Here is a 15,866-nt window from a genome sequence, read left to right on the forward strand (position 1 = left end):
GGTCGCCGAACCAGACGAGTTCCATCGAGACGGCGTTCTTGTCGCCGGTCTTGAGACCGTACTTGGCGTTTTCGGCATCCATGGCCTTCTTGAATTCAGGCTCAATCTGGGCGCGGATGGCGGAGAGCGGAGCCTGCGTCGGGCTGCGCATGTCGACCATCAGCGTGCAGTTGGTGGAGCGGCTCTTGGCGGGATCGTCGCACGAGGCCACGCCGACGGTGTAGGTCGTCTTTTCAGCCTTCTTGTCGAGGTCCCAGGCGGTCTTGAGGTCGGAGATCGAGGCGATCGCGCGGCTCATGGCCATGGCGGCGGACGGACGTGCTTCGCCAGCCTTCCAGCCGGCGGGTTCCGTGTACTTGATTTCGAAGCGGTAGGAGCCGATGTAGTTGACGATGGCGTCGCCCGGCATCGTGCTGTCGGCGCCGAAGTTGGCGACGATGTTGAGGGCGTTGTTGCCCTTGCCGACGTCCTGGTTGTAGCCGTAGAGCTGCTTCATGCCGCAGAGGTTGCCCTTGCCTTCCTCACCCGTCGTGCCGCAGACCCAGATGTCGTAGACCGGACGGATGTTGTGCTTCTTCATGAGCTTGGCGGTCTGCATGACGGCGACCGTGTTGATCATGGCGTCCTCGAAGCCCGGCACGTAGATGCGGTAGCCGCCCTTCTTCTTGGCTTCCTCGAGGTCGTTGAAGCGGTGGTAGGCCTTCTTCCAGACCTCGTCCTCGATCACCTTGCCGTTCTTGTCGAAGCGGACTTCAAGGGCGAGCGCCTTGAGTTCCTCGCGCGTCTTGACGATCGGGTCGCTCACCTTCTGGAGCTTGACGGCTTCGTACGGGGTTTCGGCCGGCGGCAGGACGCCCGGGTTCACGGTGTCGATGTGGCCTTCAAGGACGACCTTCGGGAGCTGGCCCTTGTAGGAGACGGCGTCGGGACGGGCGCCGTAGGTGCCGGGAATGCGCACGCAGACGTTGTAGACGGGCTTGCCGTCAACGGTCTGAACGCCGGCGCCCTTGAGGAAGCCGTCGGCACGGGTCATGATGTCTTCAGGCGCAAAGCCCCACTCCTCGACGAGACGGCGGGTGATTTCGGCCTGACGGCGCATTTCAAAGCGCGACGGGGAGGCGATGCGGGCAAGCTCGAGCAGTGTGTTGAAGCGCCACTTCTGGGCCTCCTCACTCGTGGCCTCCTTCAGCAGGGCCTGCATGGCGGGGTCGGCGTTCATGAGTTCGGCGTTCTTCGCGATCGTGTCGGTGACGACCGGAACGGCGGCGGAGGCCGCAAAGACGGCCGAGCAGATGCTCGCGGCCAGAAGGCTGGGAACAAATTTCATCTTGATTCTCCTCATTTCGGATGCGGGTGGTCGGGGGCGGGGCGTCTCTGTGGTCTGCGCCCTGCGTGTCCGCCGCATCTCGACGGAAGAGTCTAGAAAAAGTTTCCGTTGAGTCCAATTGCCGTTAACGACTATGAAAAGTGTCGCTTATAGGCGAAAACCATTGCGTAGAAAGACGGATGACGGGCATGAAAAACGCCGTCGTTTTCGGGGCGACGGCGTTTGGATGGGTTCGGGTGAGTGTCCGAGGTCAGTGCTGCGTGTCCTCGTGCTCCTCGGCCTCGGCCGCGAGTGCGGCGGCGATGTCGGCCTGGATCGGGTTCGGACGGCCGGTCCACCAGCAGTAGAAGCCGTAGGCGAAGCCCGAGAGGGCGTAGATGCAGAAGAGGACGAAGACGGAGAGCGAGGTGTTGCTCGAGATCACGATGAAGAGAAGCGCGAACACCACGACGAACCAGAACGGGATCGTGCGCACGACGGCGTAGCTCTTGCCGGAGAAGAAGGGCGCGTTGGAGACCATCGTGAGGCCGGCGTAGAGCGTGACGACGGCGGCGATTTCACTCTGGTACGGCAGGAGCCATTCGGGGAGCTTGCCCTCGACGCCGAGCCAGACGAAGCCGCAGACGAGCGCGGCGGCGGCCGGAGAGGGAAGGCCCTGGAAGTAGTTCTTGCTCACGACGCCCACGTTGCAGTTGAAGCGGGCGAGGCGGAGGATGGCGCACAGGCAGTAGATGAAGGCGATGGCCCAGCCGAGCTTGCCGAGCCCCTTGAGGGTGTATTCGTAGACGATGAGGCCGGGGGCGACGCCGAAGCTGACGGCGTCGGCGAGGGAGTCCATCTGGACGCCGAATTCGGACTGGGTGTGCGTGAGTCGGGCGACGCGGCCGTCCATGCCGTCGAAGAGCATGGAGAAGAAGACCGCGATCGCGGCGGCGTAGAAGTCGCCGTTCATGGCGGCGATGATGCCGTAGAAGGCTGAGAAGAGCGCGGCAGCGGTGAATGCGTTCGGAAGAACGTAGATGCTCTTGCTTTTGACCGTGCTGAGGCGGCGCTGGCTGATCGAGGCCAGGCTTTCGCGATGGTAGGCGTTGTTGTTGCTCATCTCTTTTGTGATTCGTTCGGTTCGTTGAATGACGCGGGGACGTGGCACTCCCTGCGTCTGCGCAACGGCGCGAAGGCCGTGGCGGCGGTTCCTTTTTTGAAGCGGAACGCCCGTTTCTCAGGGCGTCTCGCGGTCAATCCATGATCTTAGCAACTTTTGACTGCTTGATCCATGACGCAAAAGGGTGGCGCGTCCGCGGACGCGCCACCCAAACGTAAGTGAACGTTTCCGTTTCGGCGTCAGATGATGTCGACCTTGATGGAGCCGACGCCGTTGACGCCGCCCTCAAGGTGGTCGCCCGGGAACACTTTGTCGGCGCCGCCGCAGGTGCCCGTGAAGATCATGTCGCCGGGCTGGAGCTCCCAGAATCTGGAGAGCTCGACGATCGTCTCAAGGGGCTGGACGATCAGGTTGGACGTGCAGCCGCCCTGGCGCTTCTGGTTGTTGACGTAGAGCCAGAGGTCGGCGGGGGCGGGCATCGGGCAGCGGTAGGCGGGGCGCACGTGGCTCACGGGCGCGGCGCGCTCGAAGGACTTGGCGCGCGCGAAGTCGGTGGCGCCCGACGGCAGCTTCTGGTCGCCGAGCGTGAAGTCGATGCCGACGCACCAGCCCCAGACGGCCTCGGCCGCCTGTTCGAGCGTGAGGTTGCGGCCACCCTTGCCGAGGCAGGCGACGAGCTCGATCTCGTGCTTGAGCACCTGACTCTGCGGCGGCATCGGGATTCGGGCGCATTCGCCGTCGGCCACGGGGACCACCGTGTAGCAGTCCTTCATGAAGTAGAAGGGCGTGTCTTTCGTCGCGGCGCCCGGTTCGGCGTAGTTCCTGGCGATGCCGAAGACGCGGCGGATCGGGAAGTAGGAGTAGGTTTCGTCCTGAACGGGCACGACGGCCTGCTGGGGCGGGGCAAAGACAAAAGACATGAAGGGCCTCCGGAAAGGAGATGGAAAAATCATCGAGGGAAATATAGCAAATGCTTCGCCTCGGGCGCGAGCGGGTGCGCGCAGGAGGCGTCAGGGCTCGTCGATGCCCGCGATGCGGTTGGCGAGCATGGCGACGGCGGCCGCATAGAAGTAGCTGCGGTTGTAACGCAGGACCGAGGAGAAGTTGCGGGTGCCGATGTACCACTTCGTGGTGCGCCGGCCCTTTTCGTCGAGCTGCGGCAGGTCGACGAGTAGGACGGGCTCGTCGTCGAGGAGCGGGAAGTGCTCTCCCGTGTCGACGCCCGCCTTGCGCAGTCCCTCGACGGTGGCGTGTGCGGCGATGCCGCCCGAGCCCGTCGCGTCGAAGATCTCGGCGTCGGCCCTGACGGGGTAGAGGAGTCCGCGGCCCGCGACCCAGCCGTGGGCTGTGAGGAATCTGGCGACGGAGGCGATGGCGTCGGGTTCGCTCTCGACCATGTCGATCCTGCCGTCCTTGTCGCCGTCGGCGCCCCAGCGGTCGAGCGAGCTCGGCATGAACTGACCGTAGCCGATGGCGCCCGCGAAGCTACCGAGCACGGTGACGGGCTGGACTTCCTGACGCCAGCAGAACTCGAGGAAGTGCGCGAGCTCCTCCTTGAAGAAGGCGGCGCGGCGCGTGTAGTCGAAGGAGAGCGTCATCAGGCTGTCGAGCACGCGGTAGCGGCCCATGTTGCGGCCGTAGAAGGTCTCGACGCCGATGACGGCGGTGATGACGTAGCGGGAGACGCCGCTCTTCATTTCAATTTCGTCGAAGATGGCGGCGTTGCGCTCGATGAACTCGCGCCCGCGCAGGATGCGTTCCTGCGTGAGGAAGCCGCGTGCGTAGGCGAGGTAGTTCCTGAAGGGCGACTTGACGACGTCGGAGCCGGGCTTTCTGATGCCGGGCTTGGGCGTCATCAGGCGCTCGGCCGTTTCCGAGTAGCGGGCGACGGCCACCTCGTCCTTGAGCCACTCGAGCGGAATTCCGTGCTTTTCCGAGATCTGGCCCAGAAAATCGACGACGTCGGGCCGGGCGAGATAGCAGGATGCGGAGGGCGAGACGGTCGACTGGGGCGCCTTCGCCGTATTGGCGGGCGCATCCGCGGCGAGCGCGCAGGCGCAGGCCGCCATGCAGGCGGCGCAGGCGGTCGCGTAGATCGTCATGCGGAGTCGGGATCGTGTCGTCATGAAGGTTGTGCGGTGGATGGGTGACCTGAGGCATTGTAGCAAGGCTCGCCCGACGGGCCTCACCGGCGCGGGGCCGTGTTTCAGGATGGCACAAATTGACGGCGGGATGCCTGCGGGAGAGGCGTCGCACGTGCAGTGCGCCTCGGAGGCGTCGAAGCTGCGGGGCCCGTTCCCGAGCGGTCTCTTTTTCGGGTGGGCCGCCTGTGGTACGCTTTCCGTCATGGGGCGCCTCCCGCAGGCCCGCGCGGACTGCGCGGGCGGGCAGCCCGCATGAACGCCGCCAATAACAAGAACAGGCCATTGCAGATGATCAATCAAACGGACGTTCGCCCGCTCACGGGCTACTTCACGCACGACCGCATCGCCGTGCCCAACCCGCTTCCCGAGGCCCCCGAGCGCCCCGAGAGGCTCGACGTCATCGAGCGCAACATGCTCGCCCTCGGGATGGACGCCCTCGTCAGGGTTCACTATGCGAAGCCCGCGCCGATTGAGTCCGTGATCCTCGCGCACGACCTCGAGTACGTCAGGCGCCTCGAGGCCGCTTCGGCGGGCGATCCCGCCGCGCTTGCGACCTTCGACGCGCCCGACACGCGCGTCGGTCCCGACACCTTCGACGCCGCAATGAAGAGTGCGGGCGCGGTGGTCGAGGCGGTCGACGAGCTCTATGCGGGCCGCATCAAGAACGCCTTCTGCGGCGTGCGCCCGCCGGGACACCATGCGGCGCGCGCCGAGGCTCGCGGCTTCTGCTACCTCAACAACGTGGCGATCGGCGCCTACTGGGCGATGCGCCGCCACGGCGCGAGACGCGTCGCGATCGTCGACTTTGACGCGCACCACGGAGACGGCACCGAGGAGATCGTCGCGAACCATCCCGACATCCGCTTCATGTCGCTTTTCCAGTGGCCGCTCTATCCGCACCGCATGATGGAGCCCACGCCCAAGAACGTCGTCGTCAGTCCCGTTGCCGCAGGCGCCGACGGCGCGGTCTTCACCGACATCCTCGAGAACGTCTGGCTGCCGCAGCTCGAGGCCTTCAGGCCCGACATCATCTTCGTCTCGGCGGGCTTCGACGCCCACGTCGAGGAGCAGATGGCACAGCTCAAGGTGAAGGAGCTCGACTACGCGCGCATCACGCGCAGGCTGCTCGATGCGGCCGACGTCCTCTGCGAGGGGCGTCTCGTGAGCGTGCTCGAGGGCGGTTACGCCGTCAGAAGCCTTGCGCGAAGCGTGATGGCGCATCTCAACATGCTGGTCATGCGCGGACGAACTGCGCGATAAGGAGGAGAACCACATGCCGTTTTTCTCCCGGTCCGCTCTCAAGGACGGCGTCGCGATGCGCGAGGTCTGGTCCTGGGCCGCATTCGACTTTGCCAATTCGGGCTACACGACCGTGGTGCTCACGGCCGTCTTCAACGCCTACTTCGTGAGCGTGGTGGCGGGCGACGCCCCCTCGGCGACGTTCCTCTGGACCGTCGTCATCGCGGTGAGCAATGCGGTGAGCATGCTGCTGATGCCCGTCATCGGCACGGTGGCCGACGCGACCGCCACGAAGAAGCGCTGGCTCGCCGTCGCGACCTTCATGGCCGTGGGCGGCACGCTCGGCCTCATGTTCGCGGGACCGGGCACGATCGTCTGGGCCTCCCTCATGATCATCGTGAGCAACGTCGCCTACAACGTGGGCGAGTCCCTCAACTCGGCCTTCCTGCCCGAGCTCGCCCGTGAGGACGCCGTGGGCAAGGTTTCGGGCTGGGGCTGGAGCTTCGGCTACTGCGGCGGCATCCTTACGCTCGGCCTCTGTCTGGGCGTGGTGCTCGGCGGCGAGAAGCTCGGCTACGGGATGGACCAGACCGTGGCGGGCACGATGGCCGTGACGGCTTTCGTCTTCGCGGCCTCCGCGCTTCCGATCTTCCTCTTCCTCAAGGAGAGGAGCGTGCCGCGTCTTGACGCTGCGGACCGCGAGGCCGTCAGGAGCGCCGCCTCGGAGAGCTTTGCGGAGCTGCGCCGCACGCTCGGCTCGCTCGGCGACTTCCGCGACTTTGCCTGGCTTTCCGTCTGCGGGTTCCTCTATCAGTGCGGCGTCTCCGTCGTCATCACGCTCTCGGCCGTCTATGCCGCCGCCGTCATGGGGTTCAAGACCGAGGACACGCTCCTCATGGTCTTCCTCGTGAACATCACGGCCGCCGTCGGCGCTTTCGCCTTCGGCTACGTGCAGGACCGCATCGGCCACAAGCTCGCGCTCGCGGGCACGCTCTGCGTCTGGATCGCGATGATCGCCGTCGCCGCCTTCTCGACCGAGCGCTGGCAGTTCTGGGTCGCCGCCAATCTCGCGGGCCTCGCCATGGGCTCGTCCCAGTCCGCAGGCCGAGCCATGGTCGCGGTCTTCGCGCCGAGCTCGCGCCTGGCCGAGTTCTACAGCTTCTGGAACATGGCGCTGTGGCTTGCTGCCATCGTCGGCCCGCTTTCCTACGGCGCCATCACCTGGATCACCGGCAACGACCACAGGATGGCCATCCTCTTCACGGGCCTCTTCTTCGTGCTCTCCCTTCTGGCGCTCGCGCCTGTGAGCATGAAGCGCGGCGCCGAGGTGGCCGCAAGGCTCTCAAAGTAGGACGCCCGCAGCAGGGCGCTCACAGCAGGGTGCCTTCTGCACGAGAGCAGGATAAAAACAGGGCCGGATGCGCGTTGCACGCATCCGGCCCTTCTCAGACCCCCAACAGCGTGCGGGTGGAGATTGCCCCGCTTTGCGGGAAGGCGCTTGGTTCCTTTCCTCGCCGTCCGCTCCGGACGACCCCCGTTGTCCTTGGATGGAGGCGGCGGCGTTTCGCTGTCGTTGAATGTATTGTGCATGAATTGAGAATGGTTCTCAATATCGTTTGTGGTATTTTTCGAGGAGATTGTCCTTGACTTGATCCTGATCAAGAAAAGGAGGGTGGCAAACAAAAAAAAGGAGACCTCCTTCAGGAAGCCTCCTCTTTGCGAGCGGAAATCAGAGCCCGACTCAGCGGCGGACCTTGACGGTCTTGCCCTTGTTGAGCTCGAGGACCCTGCGCGTGTCGGCGGCGAGGTCGTGCATTTCAAGCTTGTCGTAGGAGTTCGCGATGATCTCAAGAGCGTCGTCGCGCATGGGCGTGTTCTGGAATTCGCTCACGACTCGCTGCGCGTGCTGGATGGCCGCGACATAAGCGTGTCGAACGTAGTAGTATTCTGCAACTCCAAGTTCATGCTTTGCCTGAGCCAGCACGAGCTGGTGCATGCGGCGGCGCGCTTCGGGCGCGTAGCGGCTGTCGGGGAAGCGCAGGGCGAGCTCCTTGAGGATGTCGAAGGCTTCTTGGGCGGCATTGGCGTCGCGCTCGGCAAGGTCCTGCGCGGCGAGCTTCGCGAACCAGCCGTCGTTTTCATTGAGGGTCGCAAGCGCCTTCAGGTACATGACGTAGTCGCTGTTGGCGTGGTTCGGATAGGCCTGCAGGAAGCGGTCCGCACCCTGAACGGCCTGGGCGGCGTCGCCGTCCTTCCAGTTCGCGTAGATCAGCTCGATCTGGGCCTGCTGTGCATAGGTTCCAAACGGATAGCGAGCCTCGAGCTTGGTGTAATAGTCTTTTGCATCGGTCCAGTTGCTCTCTTCAAGAGCGGCTCGGGCCTCGGTATACAATTTGTCGGCCGACCAGTCCGCCGTCGGATCCTTGTCGAGGGATTCGAGCCAGGAGCAGGAGGCGGTCGCCAGCGTGATGGCCGTCACGGCCATCAGCCTCGCGGCGAGGCGCTTATTAGGAAACTTGAAATTCATGACAAGCAGTTGCGAAAATTCTGAACTTTCGGATTATAACGACCTCCCCGATGCCGGGAACGGCGCCGATGATGACACTTTACCAAGTTTCACGGTGGAAGGGTTCTGGGGAGAACGCCTTGACAAGGTTCTCGCCACCCTGATGCCCGATGTTTCCCGAGCTCGTCTGCAGAAGCTCATCGAGGAGGGAAGCGTCGAGGTGAACGGCGAGGTCGTCCAGAAGGTGCGCCAGAAGGTCACCGAGGGCGACGAGATCTCGCTGCTCGAGGAGCCCCATCTTGACGAGGCGCTCGCCTTCACGCCCGAGGAGGACGTGGAGTTCGACGTGGTCTACGAGGACGATGCGATCGTCGTCGTCAACAAGCCCGCCGGTCTCGTCGTGCATCCGGGCGCGGGCAACCCCTGCGGCACGCTGCTCAACGGCCTGCTGTGGCGCTATCCCGAGCTCCGCGAGGTGCCCCGTGCGGGCATCGTCCACCGCCTCGACCGCGACACGACCGGCCTCATGGTCGTCGCCCGCACGCTTGCCGCCCAGACGAACCTCGTGCGCCAGCTTCAGGAGCGCACCGTCAAGCGCGAGTACTGGGCCTTCACGCTCGGCTCCGCCGCGCCCGACTTCGTCGTCGAGACGCCGATCGGCCGCGATCCGCGCAGCCGCACCCGCTTCAAGTGCTTCCCCGGCAGCACGGGCGTGCGCGCCAAGCCGGCACGCACTCGTGCCCGCTGCGTGGGCTGGAGCTCCATCGAGGGCCTGCCCGTCTCCTGGGTCGCCTGCCGCCTCGACACGGGCCGCACGCACCAGATCCGCGTCCACCTCACGAGCGAGGACCTGCCGCTCATCGGCGACCAGGTCTACCGCGGCCGCGCGCCCGGCCTCACGGTCAAGGTCGAGAACGAGCTCGACTTCCACCGCCAGGCGCTGCATGCCTCCCGCCTCGGCCTCGACCATCCGGTCACGGGCGAGTACATGGAGTGGTTCGTGCCGCCCGAGGACGACATGATCGACCTGATGGACGAACTCGGCTTCGGCCCCTGGAACGTCCCGGTCAGGGTCTTTGAGAACGAACGCCTCTGAAGCAGGCACCACAAGATATAGGAGGAAGGTCATGGAACTGACGAAACCCGGACTCGACATTCTGCAGCCCGCCTGGAAGGACCGCGCCCCGGCTTCGGTCGACGCGCTCTTCACGTGCCGCGACGGCGGCGTCTCGAGCGGCGCCTACGGCAACGCCGAAGGCATCATGGGCCTCAACGTCGCCCCGCATACGGGCGACTTCGGCGCCTGTGTGCGCATGAACCGCTCCATCGTCGCACAGCTCGTGCCGTCCGATCCCGTGTGGCTCAGGCAGGTGCACGGCACCGAGGTCGTCGACGCCGACACGGCCGAAGGCGAACCCGAGGCCGATGCCTCCGTCTCCACGAAGCCGGGCGTCGTCTGCACGGTCATGACCGCCGACTGCCTGCCCGTGCTCCTCGCCAACCGTGAGGGCACGGTCGTCGCCGCCGTCCATGCGGGCTGGAAGAGCCTTGCCGCCGGCATCATCGGGAAGACGATCCGCGTCATGCGCGAACGCGCCCCCGAAAGCACGGGTTTCGTCGCCTGGCTCGCCCCGCGCATCGGTCCCGAGGCCTTCGAGGTCGGCCCGGACGTTCGCGAGGCGATGCTCGCCGGTCTCCCCGAAGCCGACCGCGCCTTCACGCAGGGCGAAGGCGACCGCCTGATGTGCGACCTCGCCTTGCTCGCAAAAATGGCGCTCGCCGCCGAGGGCGTCTCCGAGGACGACGTCTTCGACTGCGGCCTCTCCACCTATTCGCATCCGCGCCGCTTCTACAGCTTCCGCCGTGACGGCGAGAAGTCCGGCCGCCACGCCGCGATGATCTGGATCAAGCCCGAAGAGGCCTGATCTCCCGGTCCCGCCGATCAACCGCTTTTACAGGTTCAGACTCCCATGTCCCACAAGATTCCCGTCGTCGGCTTCGTTTCCCTCGGCTGCCCCAAGGCCCTCGTCGATACGGAGCGGATCGTCACCGAGCTCCGCGCCCGAGGCTACCGCATCGGCACGAGCTACCACGACGCCGACATCGTGATCGTCAACACCTGCGGCTTCGTCAACGAGGCCGTCAGGGAAAGCCTTGACGCCATCACCGAGGCGCTCGCCGAAAACGGCCGCGTCATCGTCTGCGGCTGCCTCGGCGGCCGCAAGGAGGCCGACGGCAGCAACTACGTGTTGAACCACTGCCCGAAGGTGCTCGGCGTCACGGGCCCCGACTCCGTCGATGACGTCATCGCGATGGTCGAGACCCATCTGCCGCGTCCCCACGAGCCCTGGGGCGATCTGGTGCCCGCCTGCGGCGTGCGCCTCACGCCCAAGCACTACGCCTACCTCAAGATCAGCGAGGGGTGCAATCACCACTGCACGTTCTGCGTCATCCCGAACCTGCGCGGCGGCCTCGTGAGCCGTCCTGCGGGCGAAGTGATCCGCGAGGCCCGCAACCTCGTCGACGCGGGCGTCAAGGAGCTCCTCGTCATCAGCCAGGACACGGCCGCCTACGGCGTCGACCGCCGCTACGCGCTCGATCTGCGCGCCAATCCGCCGCTGCGCACGCATCTGCTCGACCTCTGCAGGGGCCTGGGCGAGCTCGGCGTCTGGACGCGCCTGCACTACGTCTATCCGTATCCGTCCGTCGACGAGATCGTGCCGCTCATGGCCGAGGGCCTGATCCTGCCGTATCTCGACGTGCCGTTCCAGCATGCGCACCCGCGCGTGCTCAAGGCCATGAAGCGCCCCGCGAGCGCCGAGAAGAACCTCGAGCGCATTGCCGCCTGGCGTGCGGTCTGCCCCGACATCACGATCCGCTCGACCTTCATCGCGGGCTTCCCCGGCGAGACCGAAGAGGAGTTCGAGTACCTGCTCGACTTCCTGCGCGAGGCCAGGCTTGACCGCGTGGGCTGCTTCGCCTACTCGCCCGTCGAGGGCGCCCAGGCCAACCGGCTCCCCGGTGCGCTGCCCGACGAGGTTCGCGAGGAGCGCCGCAACCGCTTCATGGAGGTTCAGGCCGAGATCTCGGCCGAGAAGCTCCGCGCCAAGATCGGCACCGTCGAGGAGGTCATCATCGACGAGTACGACGACGAGGCAGGTCTTGCCATCGGTCGCACGAAGGCCGACTCTCCCGAGATCGACGGCAAGTGCTATGTCGAGACCTTCACGCCCTACAAGCCGGGCGACTTCGTGAAGGTCCGCATCACGGGCAGCGAGGAGTACGACCTCGTGGGCACGCCCGAAGACGAGGTTCAGACGAGCTGATTCGTCCGAAACGCATCACGCAGAAGGCTTCGAGAGCCCAGGAAACAGGCGCTCTCGAAGCCTTCGTCGTTTTCGGAAGACGGGCGCGGAAAAAAGTGAATACATCTTTCGGCGAAAATTGGAAGTAGTCGCCCGAAGGGGCGCGAAAACTTCAATACAATGTCCGTTCCTTTGATTCCGCCGTTTCAGGTCAGGCTCCTCCGAGCCAGAAGCTGCGGCCGGTTTGGAAAACGACGCCTCGTCCGAGGACGCTTTCCAAACGGGCCTCGCCCACAGTTATTCAAACATTCCGGAGCTTCCCATGACCGACAACAGCGCACTGCGTCCCGACGCACTCACCCCGAAGGAAATCACCGAAAAGGTGCTCGGCCTCGGGGTAACCAAAAGCAGCATGGATCTGCGCACCCAGCTGCCCCTCACCGTACTCGCCGGCTTCTACATCGGGCTCGGCGGGCTCTTCTGCACGCTCTTCATGAGCGACTCCACGCTTCCCTTCGCAGTGCAGAAGTTCATGGGCGGTGCCGTCTTCTCGCTCGGCCTCTACCTCGTGCTCGTCGCAGGTGCCGAGCTCTACACGGGCAATACCATGCTCGCGGGTGCGGCCGTCGACGGCCGCATCAGCTGGGGCGCGGCGGTCATGAACTGGGTGCGCGTCTGGCTCGGCAACTTCGTCGGGGCCCTCGCGCTCGTCACGCTCGTCTACTTCGCGCACGTGGCCGACACGGGTCCCATGGCCAAAGGCATGATGAGCATCGCCGTCGGCAAGCTTTCCGCCGACTGGACGACGATCATGATCAAGGGCATCCTCTGCAACCTGCTCGTGTGCCTCGGCGTCTGGGTGGGCTATGCGGGCCGCACCGTCGTCGACAAGGCCGTGGGCGTCGTGCTTCCCGTCTCCGCCTTCGTGGCGCTGGGCTTCGAGCACTGCGTGGCGAACATGTACTTCCTGCCGCTCGCCTTCGTCCTCAAGCTTTCGGGCTACGCGCCCGAGGGCGTGCCGCTCGACGTGATCACGATCGAGAACATCGTCAAGAACCTCTCTGCCGCCACGGTCGGCAACACCATCGCGGGCGTCGTTCTCGTCCTCATGTACTGGGCTGCCTTCAGAAAGCGCGCCTGAGTATCCTGAAACGGCTTCCCGAAGCCGCCGTCGCCCGCGGGCACGGCGGCTTTTTTCAGGCCTGAAGCGGGTGCCGCACGGGCTCGCCCTGCGGAAAATGCGTATTTCCGCTCGCACGGTTCCATGCGGTATTATCAACAGGTTATTCATGACTCCGCGAAACGCCCGACGGGCTTCGCGGGCCTGTTCGGAATTGACTGATGTTCAGAAAAAGCATGCTGGCGGGCGCAACGGCGCTTGCAATCCTCGGCTTCGCCGTTTCGGCGCAGGCCGTCTCGCTCGGCGACCTGACTGTCGAAAGCAAGCCGGGTGAGCCCCTTGAGGCCCTGTTGGAGATCAACGACCTCGATCTGACGATCTCTCCGCTACTCGTTCGCGTGGCGCCTCCCGCCACCTACCTGCGCGAAGGCGTGAACTGGCCTTCCCAGGTTCAGGACCTCAAGCTTGCGCGCGACGGCAGCAACGGCACCGTGCGCCTGCGCCTCTACGGCGAGCAGGCCCTTCAGTCAGGCAGCTTCCCGCTTCTCATGGAGATGAACGCAGGCGGCACCGTCACCGTCCGCGCCTATGAAGTGCAGACGAAGGACGGCTCATTCGTCGTGACACCTTCGGCCGAACGCACCACCGTCAAGGGCGAGCCCCGCCGCCTCTCCCCCGAGCCGCTTGTCGTGCCCAGAGAGCCTGAGGCCGCTCAGGACAATCAGGAGGCGAAGAAGGAGGGCAAGGCCGAGACGAAGTCCGAATCCAAGGCCGAATCCGGGGCCGCAGCGCTCGCCGTGAAGACGGCTGCCGCCCCGCAGAAGGAAGTCTCCGCCGCCTCTGCCGAGAAGCAGGGGAAGATCCGCCGCAAAGGCCGCTATGCGCCCAACGTCGTCAAGGAATACGTGGCGCTCAACGGTTTCGACGCTTCGCAGGCCTTCCACGTGCAGCAGGACATGACCCTCTGGTCCGTCGCCTTGCTCTACTGGCCGAGCTACCGCGGCGCCACGCTCGAGCAGCTCGTCATCGCATTCCGAAACCTCAACCGCACCGCCTTCAAGGAAGGCGATCCGGGCAGGCTCGAGGTCCGTTCCGTCCTCAATCCGCCGACGGTCGAGGAGGTCCTCGCCATTGATCCCGTCGCCGCCTTCCACGAAGTGCACGGTGCGGACACGGCCATTCCCGGCCCCACGCAGAATCTGATTGACGCCCAACGGCTCTCCGGCGAGGCCGCCGCGAAGGTGGCCGATGCTCAGGACCGCGAGCGCACCGCAGGCAAGGCCCCCGAGGTCGTCGCCGAGGCGGGCCAGCAGGCCCTTGAGGAGGAGAAGGCCGAGGCCGTCAGGGAAGAGGCCGAAGCCGCTGAGGCGCGTGCCGAAGCAAAGGCCGCCGAAGAGGCCGCGGAGAAGGCTGCAGCCGCAGAAGCTGCGGCCGCTGAAAAGCCCGCCGAGTCCGCCAAGCCGGCAGAGCCCGCCGCCGATGCGCCCAAGGTCGAGCCCGTCAAGACCGAGGCGCCCGCCCGGCCGGCTGATGCCGCAGGCTCCGGCGGCACGAACAACTTGCTCCTCTGGGGCGTCGGCGCCCTCGTTCTGGCGCTTCTCGCCTTCCTCGGCCTTCGCTCGCGCAAGCGTGAGGAAGATCCCGTCGAGGAGAAGAAGCCCGTTGCCGTCCTGATTCAGAAGGATGTCCCGCCAACCTCCGAAGCCCAGCTCAAGGCCGTCAGCACGACCGTTGACGAAGCCGTGAAGAACGGCACGACCGCCGGCGCCATGGGCGCGGGCGCGATGGCCTACGCCATGGCGCAGAAGGACGAGACCCGGAATTCCGAAAAGGCTCTGAAGTCCGAAGGAACCGGGGCCCCGGCCGACCAGCCGTGGCTCGAGCCCGATGACGACGAGCTGCCGCCGCTTGACGAAGAGGAGAAGGGCCCCGTGCTCGGCGCCTCCAGGCAGGCCGCCGCCGTTCTCGAGGGCGTCTCGCTCGACCTTGACGATGCGGTCGCCCCCGCTCAGACTTCCGCCCCTGCAGCTGCCACGCCTGCTCCCGCGGAGCAGAAGCCCGCAGAACAGCCCGAGCCCGCGGAACCCGAAACCGACAAGGAACGTGCGCTTGCCAAGGCGCTTGACGCCAAGCTCAAGCTCGCCACGAGCTTCGTGAGCCTCGGCGCCGTGGACGAGGCCCTCGAGCTTCTCCAGGAAGTGAAGCGCCGCGGCGGCGACGAGCTTCGCCATCGCGCCGAAGTCCTTGAAGAACGCATCAAGACTCAGACGGATCCGAAGTGAAGATAGCGCTTGGCATTGAATATCGCGGCACGGGCTTCAACGGCTGGCAGATCCAGCCCGACTGCCCGTCCGTGCAGCAGGCGCTTGAGGATGCGCTTGAGACCTTCCTGCAGGTGAAGACGCCGACGATGTGCGCGGGTCGCACGGATACGGGCGTGCACGCCATGCAGCAGGTGGTGAGCATTGAGACGCAGGCCGACCGCCCCGAGCGCAGCTGGGTGCGCGGCCTCAACACGTACCTGCCGCCCGGCGTCGCCGTGCGCTGGGCAAGGCGCGTCGACGACGACTTCCACGCGCGCTTCTCCGCACGCTCGCGCACCTACGAGTACTGGATTTACAACGATCCCGTGCGCTCTCCCATTCTCGACGATCTGACGGGCTGGGTCTTCCGCCCGCTCGACGTCGAGCGCATGCGCGAGGGTGCCGCCTGCCTCGTGGGCGAGCACGACTTCACGAGCTTCCGCGCCTCCGAGTGCCAGGCCTCGGGTCCCGTGCGTACGATCCGCCGCCTCGAGCTTGAGCGCCGCGGCCGCCTCATCGGCGTGCGCATCGAGGCCAATGCCTTCCTGCAGCACATGGTGCGCAACATCGTGGGCACGCTCATCTACGTGGGCACGGGCCGCGAGAAGCCCGAGTGGGTCGAGGAGGTCCTCAAGGCGCGCAGCCGCGCCGCGGCCGCGCCCACCTTCAGCCCGAACGGCCTATACCTGATGGGCGTGGGCTACGAGGATCCGTCCATCCCCGCCGCGGGGCCGAGTCCCTTCGGCTGGGAGGATCCCGAGCATCCTTCCGCTAATCCGTGAAGCCGATGCGGGGCGCGCCTTTGGGATTCCTCCCGGGC

The 15,866-nt window shown here is 65.6% G+C and carries 13 protein-coding genes; 8 read left to right on the top strand and 5 right to left on the bottom strand.

Annotated features, from left to right (window positions below):
* From HMPREF3036_RS03415 to HMPREF3036_RS03430, 4 genes are all read right to left on the bottom strand, one after another.
* Nucleotides 1-1,327, bottom strand: a 1,327-nt coding sequence (locus HMPREF3036_RS03415; RefSeq protein ID WP_062331564.1) for a zinc-binding metallopeptidase family protein, incomplete at its 3' end; no start/stop codon positions are given.
* A gap of 250 nt (nt 1,328-1,577) precedes the next feature.
* The gene (gene pssA / locus HMPREF3036_RS03420; protein ID WP_005433123.1) at nt 1,578-2,429 is read right to left on the bottom strand and encodes a CDP-diacylglycerol--serine O-phosphatidyltransferase; all 852 of its coding nucleotides are present in this window, start codon (nt 2,427-2,429) and stop codon (nt 1,578-1,580) included.
* 239 nt (nt 2,430-2,668) lie between these two features.
* Entirely contained in the window at nt 2,669-3,349 is a 681-nt protein-coding gene (locus HMPREF3036_RS03425; protein WP_005433121.1) for a fumarylacetoacetate hydrolase family protein, read from the bottom strand.
* Nucleotides 3,350-3,439: 90 nt separating this feature from the next.
* Nucleotides 3,440-4,555, bottom strand: a complete 1,116-nt coding sequence (locus HMPREF3036_RS03430) for a lytic murein transglycosylase (RefSeq protein ID WP_231853558.1) — start codon at nt 4,553-4,555, stop codon at nt 3,440-3,442.
* A 306-nt stretch (nt 4,556-4,861) separates the two neighbouring features.
* On the opposite strand from HMPREF3036_RS03430, the gene HMPREF3036_RS03440 reads away from it, so the two are divergent.
* Together HMPREF3036_RS03440 and HMPREF3036_RS03445 are read left to right on the top strand one after the other, a co-directional pair.
* Nucleotides 4,862-5,833 carry a histone deacetylase family protein gene (locus HMPREF3036_RS03440; protein WP_038006140.1) on the top strand — a complete coding sequence of 324 codons (972 nt, stop codon included), beginning with the start codon at nt 4,862-4,864 and terminating at the stop codon, nt 5,831-5,833.
* A gap of 13 nt (nt 5,834-5,846) precedes the next feature.
* Complete coding sequence (locus HMPREF3036_RS03445; RefSeq protein ID WP_062331570.1) at nt 5,847-7,163, top strand: MFS transporter; 1,317 nt, start codon at nt 5,847-5,849, stop codon at nt 7,161-7,163.
* Between the two features lie 390 nt (nt 7,164-7,553).
* Here the strand turns inward: HMPREF3036_RS03445 and HMPREF3036_RS03450 are convergent, their stop codons facing one another.
* Complete coding sequence (locus HMPREF3036_RS03450; protein ID WP_051008945.1) at nt 7,554-8,339, bottom strand: outer membrane protein assembly factor BamD; 786 nt, start codon at nt 8,337-8,339, stop codon at nt 7,554-7,556.
* Between the two features lie 94 nt (nt 8,340-8,433).
* Here HMPREF3036_RS03450 and HMPREF3036_RS03455 point away from each other — a divergent pair, with 94 nt between their 5' ends.
* The 6 genes from HMPREF3036_RS03455 (at nt 8,434) to truA (ending at nt 15,828) form a co-directional block, all read left to right on the top strand.
* A complete protein-coding gene (locus tag HMPREF3036_RS03455; RefSeq protein ID WP_231289319.1) occupies nt 8,434-9,414 on the top strand; it encodes an RluA family pseudouridine synthase in 981 nt (326 codons plus the stop codon).
* A gap of 31 nt (nt 9,415-9,445) precedes the next feature.
* A complete protein-coding gene (gene pgeF, locus HMPREF3036_RS03460; protein WP_062331572.1) occupies nt 9,446-10,243 on the top strand; it encodes a peptidoglycan editing factor PgeF in 798 nt (265 codons plus the stop codon).
* Between the two features lie 45 nt (nt 10,244-10,288).
* Nucleotides 10,289-11,644, top strand: coding sequence for a 30S ribosomal protein S12 methylthiotransferase RimO (gene rimO / locus HMPREF3036_RS03465; RefSeq protein ID WP_062331574.1), 1,356 nt, complete (start codon nt 10,289-10,291; stop codon nt 11,642-11,644).
* Between the two features lie 301 nt (nt 11,645-11,945).
* Nucleotides 11,946-12,764, top strand: coding sequence for a formate/nitrite transporter family protein (locus HMPREF3036_RS03470; RefSeq protein WP_005433104.1), 819 nt, complete (start codon nt 11,946-11,948; stop codon nt 12,762-12,764).
* 200 nt (nt 12,765-12,964) lie between these two features.
* Complete coding sequence (locus tag HMPREF3036_RS03475; RefSeq protein ID WP_062331578.1) at nt 12,965-15,025, top strand: FimV/HubP-related protein; 2,061 nt, start codon at nt 12,965-12,967, stop codon at nt 15,023-15,025.
* Nucleotides 15,022-15,828 (top strand): tRNA pseudouridine(38-40) synthase TruA, encoded by an 807-nt coding sequence (gene truA / locus HMPREF3036_RS03480; protein ID WP_062331582.1) that lies wholly within the window; start codon nt 15,022-15,024, stop codon nt 15,826-15,828. The genes HMPREF3036_RS03475 and truA overlap by 4 nt, the downstream gene beginning before the upstream one ends.
* The last annotated feature ends 38 nt before the right edge of the window (nt 15,829-15,866 follow it).

This window comes from Sutterella sp. KLE1602, assembly GCF_001578585.1.
GTDB classification, from domain to species: domain Bacteria; phylum Pseudomonadota; class Gammaproteobacteria; order Burkholderiales; family Burkholderiaceae_F; genus Sutterella; species Sutterella wadsworthensis_A.